This window comes from Streptomyces sp. NPDC058665, assembly GCF_042714995.1.
Taxonomy (GTDB): domain Bacteria; phylum Actinomycetota; class Actinomycetes; order Streptomycetales; family Streptomycetaceae; genus Streptomyces.
On record NZ_JBHXRX010000082.1, the window covers coordinates 25,749 to 32,737 of the forward strand.

Annotated in this window: 6 protein-coding genes; all 6 read left to right on the forward strand. The window is 75.2% G+C overall.

Features of this window, described 5'->3' with window-relative positions; genetic code table 11:
• Positions 1-51: 51 nt before the first annotated feature.
• Genes cobM through cobC form a run of 6 tightly spaced genes read left to right on the forward strand, consistent with a single transcriptional unit; the run spans position 52 to position 6,759 of the window.
• A complete protein-coding gene (cobM, locus tag ACFWV8_RS34200; RefSeq protein ID WP_384213529.1) occupies positions 52-879 on the forward strand; it encodes a precorrin-4 C(11)-methyltransferase in 828 nt (275 codons plus the stop codon).
• Positions 876-2,159: a precorrin-6y C5,15-methyltransferase (decarboxylating) subunit CbiE gene (gene cbiE, locus ACFWV8_RS34205; RefSeq protein WP_384213532.1), complete on the forward strand. Its 1,284-nt coding sequence runs from the start codon at positions 876-878 to the stop codon at positions 2,157-2,159. Before cobM ends, cbiE begins: the two co-directional genes overlap by 4 nt.
• A complete protein-coding gene (gene cobJ, locus ACFWV8_RS34210; protein WP_384213535.1) occupies positions 2,156-4,144 on the forward strand; it encodes a precorrin-3B C(17)-methyltransferase in 1,989 nt (662 codons plus the stop codon). Before cbiE ends, cobJ begins: the two co-directional genes overlap by 4 nt.
• Positions 4,141-4,764, forward strand: coding sequence for a precorrin-8X methylmutase (locus ACFWV8_RS34215; RefSeq protein ID WP_384213537.1), 624 nt, complete (start codon positions 4,141-4,143; stop codon positions 4,762-4,764). The genes cobJ and ACFWV8_RS34215 overlap by 4 nt, the downstream gene beginning before the upstream one ends.
• Positions 4,761-5,714 (forward strand): sirohydrochlorin chelatase, encoded by a 954-nt coding sequence (locus ACFWV8_RS34220; RefSeq protein ID WP_384213540.1) that lies wholly within the window; start codon positions 4,761-4,763, stop codon positions 5,712-5,714. The genes ACFWV8_RS34215 and ACFWV8_RS34220 overlap by 4 nt, the downstream gene beginning before the upstream one ends.
• On the forward strand, positions 5,698-6,759 hold the full coding sequence (gene cobC / locus ACFWV8_RS34225; RefSeq protein ID WP_384213543.1) for an Rv2231c family pyridoxal phosphate-dependent protein CobC: 1,062 nt from the start codon (positions 5,698-5,700) through the stop codon (positions 6,757-6,759). Before ACFWV8_RS34220 ends, cobC begins: the two co-directional genes overlap by 17 nt.
• Positions 6,760-6,989: the final 230 nt, after the last annotated feature.

Genomic DNA, 6,989 nt, shown 5'->3' on the forward strand with positions numbered 1-6,989 from the left:
TGTTCACCCCATCCGCTCCCCCGCCCCGTTGACCCGCGAGGACCACCGCTCATGACCGATCACACCGCCGGCAAGGTGACCTTCGTCGGCGCGGGCCCCGGCGCCGCCGACCTGCTGACCTTCCGCGCCGCCCGCGCCATCGCCAGCGCCGATGTCGTCATCTGGGCGGCCAGCCTGGTGCAGGCGGAGGTGCTCGGCCACGCGCGCGAGGACGCCGAGATCCTCGACTCGGCGGCGCTTTCCCTGGAGGACGTCGTCGCCGTGTACGAACGGGCGGCCCGCGACGGCCTGAAGGTCGCCCGGATCCACTCCGGGGACCCGGCCCTCTGGGGCGGTACGCAGGAGCAGGTGGACCGCTGCGACGCGCTCGGTCTGGCGGTGGAGATCGTGCCGGGCGTCTCGTCGTTCTCGGCCGTCGCCGCCGTCGCGGGGCGGGAGTTGACGATTCCGGAGATCGCGCAGTCCGTGATCCTGACGCGGCTGGGCGGTGGCAAGACGCCGATGCCGCCGGGCGAGGAGGTACGGGAGTTCGCCAGGCACGGCACGACGATGGCGGTGTTCCTGTCGGCCGCGCGGTCGGGACAGCTCACGCAGGAGCTTCTGGAGGGCGGCTATCCGACGTCGACGCCGGTCCTCGTCGCCCATCAGGTGACCTGGCCGGAGGAGTTGGTGGTGCGCTGCACCATCGGCACGCTGGAGGAGACCGTCAAGGAGCACAAACTCTGGAAGCACACGCTGTTCCTGGTCGGACCCGCGCTGTCCGCGTCGGGGACGCGCTCGCACCTCTACCACCCCGGACACTTCCACGGCTTCCGGCGGGCCGACCCCGCCGCCCGCAAGGCACTGCGCGAGGAGCGGACCCGGGGCGCCGCGCGGTGATCACCGTCATCGGTACGGGGACGGGCACACCCCTCTCCGCGGACTCCCTGCGGGCCGTGGCCGAGGCGACCCTGGTCGTCGGCGGGCGGCGGCATCTTGAGGAGGCCGCGGCGGTGGCCGGACTGCGCGAGGAGATCCCGCGGGTGGTGCTGGGGCCGCTGGCGCCGGCGCTGGACGCGATCGCGCGGCAGCACGCCGTCGCGGACGGCGGGCGAGTCGTGGTGCTGGCCTCGGGCGACCCGGGCCTGTTCGGGGTCGTTCGGGCGCTGGCCGGGCGTTTCGGGGCCGGGGCTCTCGACGTACGGCCGGCCGCCCCGTCCGTCGCCGTGGCGTTCGCCCGGATCGGTCTGCCGTGGGACGACGCGGTCGTCGTCAGCGCGCACGGACGCGACCTCCGTACGGCGGTCAACGTCTGCCGCGCGCACCCCAAGGTGGCGGTGCTGACGGGTCCGGGAGCGGGCCCGGCCGAGCTGGGCGCGGCGCTCGCGGGCACCGGGCTCCCCCGCACGCTCGTCGTCGCCTCCGCGCTGGGCGACCCTGACGGCGAGCGGGTCGAGCGGCTGTCCCCCGCCGACGCGGCGGGCCGCGACTGGCCCGAGCCGCTGAGCGTGGTGCTGTCCCTGGACGAGGCGCGGGCGCACGCCCCGGTCCCGCGCACCGTGGCCGGCCACGGACCGGGGTCGGCCCGCTGGGCGCTGGGCGAGGAGGAGTTCACGCACCGCGACTCGATGATCACCAAGTTCGAGGTGCGCGCGCTGGCGCTGGCCAGGCTCGGGCCGAGGACGGGCGACCTGGTGTGGGACGTCGGCGCGGGCTCGGGGTCGGTGGCCGTGGAGTGCGCGCGTCTCGGCGCGGCGGCGATCGCGGTGGAGAAGTCGCCCGACGGCGTCGAACGCGTCCGCGCCAACGCGCTGGCGCACGGTGTGGACGTGCAGACGGTGCACGGCTCCGCTCCGGCGGCACTGTCCCGACTGCCCGATCCGGACGCCGTGTTCGTCGGCGGCGGCGGCCGTGAGCTGTCCGCCGTCGTCACGGCGTGCGCGCGAGTGGCGCGCCGGACGGTCGTGGTGGCGGTGGCCGCACTGGACCGGGTGCCGGCGGTGCGGGAGGCCCTGGCCGGCGCCGGGTTCGCCACCGGCGGCGTACTGCTGCACTCCTCGCGGTTCGCCCCGCTGCCCGGCGACGTGACCCGGCTCGCGGCCACGAACCCCGTCTTCCTGCTGTGGGGCGACCGCCCCGCCGCGCCGGATCCCCACCCCCTCCAAGGAGCGACCCAGTGATCGGCCTGATCTCCGCGACGGCGGCGGGCGCCTCGGCCCGCGACCGCCTGGCCACGGCCTGGCCCGGCCGCACGCGCGTCTACGACGGCCCGGTACGCCGGGCGGTGGAGAGCGCGTTCGCCGAGTGCGAACAGTTGGTGTGCTTCCTGGCCACGGGGGCGACCGTACGGCTGCTGGCCCCGCTGCTCGCCGACAAGACGACGGACCCGGGTGTCGTGTGCGTGGACGAGGCGGGGCGGTACGTGGTGTCACTGCTCGGCGGCCACGCCGGCGGGGCGAACTCCCTCGCCGCGGAGGTGGCTTCGGTCCTGGCTGCGGCCCCGGTGATCACGACGGCGACGGACGCCACGGGCGTCCCGGGCCTCGACACGCTGGGCCTCCCGGTCGAGGGCGCGGTGCCGACGATCACGCGCGCGCTGCTCGACGGCGCACCGGTGAGGCTGCGTGCGGACGCGGTATGGCCGCTGCCCGCGCTGCCGCCGAACGTGACGCGGGAAGAGCCACCGGCGCCGGGCACGGCGGACCCCGCCGGGAGAAGCGCGGCGACCACCGCGATCCTCGACGGCACACCGGCTACCCCGCACGCGGATTCGGCAACGCGGGACGAGGAGAGGCCGGCTCCTCTGTCGGGCACGGCGGACCATGCCGGGCGAAGCGCGGCAACCACCACCGCTCAGGCGCAGGCGACAGCCGAACCGCCCCACGCGGTCGCGCACGCGCGTCAGCCAGCGAACCCGGATGTCGCCACGGCGCACCCGGCGCCAGCGGCCGACGTCCCCGCTCCCCTCCCCGTCCTCCACCTCACCGACCGGATCGTGCCCCTCGGGCCGACCGACGTCGTCCTGAGGCCACCCTCTCTCGTCGTCGGTGTCGGTGCCAGCAAGGGCGCGGGGGTCGACGAGGTGTACGGGCTCGTCCTCGACGCCCTGCGGGACGCCGGGCTGTCGGCCCTCAGCGTCGCCGAGTTGGCCACCGTAGACGCCAAGGCGGACGAGCCCGGGATCGTCGAGGCGGCCGGCAGGTTCGGGGTGCCCGTCAGGACGTACCCGGCCGGCGTGCTGGCCGACATCACCGTGCCCAACCCCTCCGACGCGCCCCTCGCGGCCGTCGGCACCCCGTCCGTCGCCGAGGCCGCCGCGCTCGCCGCCGGGCGCGGCGGTGAACTCCTCGTACAGAAGCGGAAGTCCAGCCCCGAGGGACGGCCCGCGATGGCCACCTGCGCGGTCGTACGCAAGCCTCCGCGCGGGCGGCTCGCCGTCGTCGGGCTCGGGCCGGGCGCGCGGGACCTGCTGACTCCGCGCGCCACGGCCGAACTCCGGCGCGCCTCGGTGCTCGTCGGGCTCGACCAGTACGTCGACCAGATCAGGGACCTGCTCCGCCCCGGCACACGCGTCGTGGAGTCGGGGCTCGGCCACGAGGAGGAGCGCGCCCGTACGGCGGTGGCCGAGGCACAGGCGGGGCATGCCGTGGCCCTCATCGGCAGCGGGGACGCGGGCGTGTACGCGATGGCGTCGCCCGCGCTCGCCGAGGCGGCCGACGACATCGAAGTGGTCGGCGTACCGGGCGTGACGGCCGCGCTGGCCGCCGCCGCGATCCTCGGCGCGCCTCTCGGGCACGACCATGTCTCGATCAGCCTGTCGGACCTGCACACTCCTTGGGAGGTCATCGAGCGCCGCGTCCGCGCGGCGGCCGAGGCCGACATCGTGGTGACCTTCTACAACCCGCGCAGCCGCGGCCGGGACTGGCAACTGCCCAAGGCGCTGGCCCTGTTGGCGGAGCACCGTACGGCGGCGACGCCTGTCGGAGTCGTACGCAACGCGTCCCGCCCCGACGGCACCAGCCATCTCACCACGCTCGCCCGGCTCGACCCGGCGACGGTGGACATGATGACGGTGGTGACGGTGGGCAACACGGCCACGCGTGAGATCGCGGGCCGCATGGTGACGCCCCGGGGCTACCGGTGGCAGTCGGAGGGAGCCCGATGAGCCAGGAACGTGTGGCCGACCGCGTCGTCCATCCCATCGAGGAGGAGTCGTTCCGCAGACTGCGCGCCCGCGTCGACACCTCCCACCTCGCGCCGCTGACCCGCGCGGTCGTGGAGCGCGTCATCCACTCGGCCGCCGATCCCGCGTATCTGGGCGATCTCGTCTGCGACGAGGCCGCGTTGGCCGCGGCGCACGGCGCGCTGCACGCGGGCGCGCCGGTCGTCGCCGACGTGCGGATGGTCGCCGCAGGCATCACCCGCAGGACCGCGGTGTGCCGTCTTGAGGAGGCCGCGGCGGGGCCGGGGCTCACCCGTTCCGCGCACGCGGTGCGCCTGGCGTACGACGAGGTCGGCCCCGGCGCGCTCTGGGTGATCGGCTGCGCCCCCACCGCCCTGGAGGAACTGCTGCTCCTGGACGCCGACCCGGCGCTCGTGATCGGGCTCCCGGTCGGCTTCGTCGGCGCCGTCGAGTCCAAGGCGGCGCTGCGTGAGAGCGGGCTGCCGGCGGTGAGCAACATCTCGGAGAAGGGCGGCTCCGCCGTGGCCGCCGCCGCGCTCAACGCCCTGCTCTACCACCCGTACCACCCGCCCCAGCACCACCTCGCCAAGGAGAACGCGTGACCACCCCCCGACCCGCACTGCTCATCGCCGGCCACGGCACCAGGGACACCGGGGGCGCCGAGGCCTTCCGGGAGTTCGTACGGGAGTTGGGCAGGCGGCACCCCGAACTGCCCGTCGCCGGCGGCTTCATCGAGCTGTCGGCGCCGCCCATCGGCGACGCCGTGGCCGAACTCGTCGAACGCGGCGTCACCCGGTTCGCCGCCGTCCCGCTGATGCTGGTGTCCGCCGGGCACGCCAAGGGCGACATACCGGCCGCGCTCAAGCGCGAGCAGGAGCGTCACCCGGGGATCTCGTACACCTACGGCCGTCCGCTCGGCCCGCACCCCGCCCTGCTCACGGTCCTCGAACGACGTCTGGAGGAGGCGCTGGCGGGCTTGGCGGGGTTCACCGGCGACCGGTCCGAGGTGACCGTGCTGCTCGTGGGGCGCGGTTCGACCGACCCCGACGCCAACGCGGAGGTGCTGAAAGCGGCGCGGCTTCTTTGGGAGGGGCGCGGTTACGCGGGCGTGGAGACGGCCTTCGTGTCGCTGGCCGCGCCGGACGTGCCGAGCGGGCTCGACCGCTGCGTACGGCTCGGGGCGCGCCTGATCGTGGTCCTGCCGTACTTCCTGTTCACCGGGATCCTGCCGGAGCGTGTCGTGCGGCAGACGCGGGAATGGGCGGCGGCGCATCCGGAGACGCAGGTGGCGTCGGCCGATGTGGTGGGTCCCACCGAGGAGTTGCTGGACCTGGTCATGGAGCGCTACCACGAGGCGGTGCGGGGCGATCTGCGGATGAACTGCGACAGTTGCGTCTACCGGATCGCGCTGCCCGGCTTCGAGGACAAGGTGGGGGCGCCGCAGCAGCCGCACTTCCACCCGGACGACGACGGACACGACGGGCACGGCGAACACGACGGACACGGGCATCACCACGGCAACGGCCACGGCAGTCATGCGCACGCCCACTGACGCCCACGACCTGCGGCACCACGGCGACGCCGAGGTACGGGACGACGGCGCCGGCCTGACCGACCTCGCGGTCAACGTCCGCCCCGGCACGCCCCCCGACTGGCTCCGGGAGCGGATCGCCGCGTCGCTCACGGCTCTCTCGGCCTACCCGGACGGACGCGCGGCACGGGCCGCCGTCGCCGCGCGCCACGGGCTCCCGGTGGAGCGCGTGCTGCTGACCGCGGGCGTCGCCGAGGCGTTCGTCCTGCTCGCCCGCGCCCTGCCCGCGCGCCGCCCCGTCGTGGTGCACCCGCAGTTCACGGAGCCCGAGGCCGCCCTGACCGGCGCGGGGCACACCGTACGGCGCGTGCTGCTCGACCCCGGTGACGGCTTCCGGCTGGATCCGGCGGCCGTCCCCGAGGACGCGGATCTGGTGGTGATCGGCAACCCGACGAACCCGACGTCCGTGCTGCACCCGGCCGAAGACCTCCTACGACTGGCGCGTCCGGGGCGGACGCTGGTCGTGGACGAGGCATTCATGGACGCGGTGCCCGGAGAGCCGGAGGCGCTGGCGGCGCGCGGCGACGTGCCCGGACTGGTGGTGCTGCGCAGCCTCACCAAGACGTGGGGACTCGCCGGACTGCGGATCGGCTACGTCCTGGCCGATCCGGCGACCGTCGGGGCCCTCGCGGCGGCCCAGCCGCTCTGGCCGGTCTCGACGCCCGCGCTGGCCGCCGCCGAGGCGTGTATGACGCCTGCCGCGCTCGCGGAGGCCGAGGCGGCGGCGCGCCGTACGACCGTGGAGCGGGCCCATCTGCTGGCCGGGCTGGCCGAGTTCGACGGGGTGCACACCGTGGAACCGGCCGCGGGCCCCTTCGTGCTCGTGGCGACGGACTCGGCCGACGCGGTACGGGAGAAGCTGCGCGCCCTGGGGTTCGCGGCGCGACGCGGCGACACGTTCCCGGGGCTCGGACCACGATGGCTACGCCTAGCGGTCCGGGACCGGGCGACGACGGACCGCTTCCTCCAGGCGCTCGCCCTGGCCCTTTCAGCGGTCCGCGCGTAGTGCCTGTCCGGTGGATCAGGCTGGAACAGGGAGGCGGATCCGGTCCGTCCGGTCGCACGGCGGACGATCGCCCTCGTACTGGACGTACCTGGACGACCAACACAGCTCGCGCGCGTGCCAACGAGTCATCAGACGCTCCGCAGCGGGCGCGAGCGGGACGGGACTCCCCGGACACGCCCTGACGGGCGCCGACGTGCGCGGTCGGTCGGCGGGCGGGCCGAGTCCCGGTC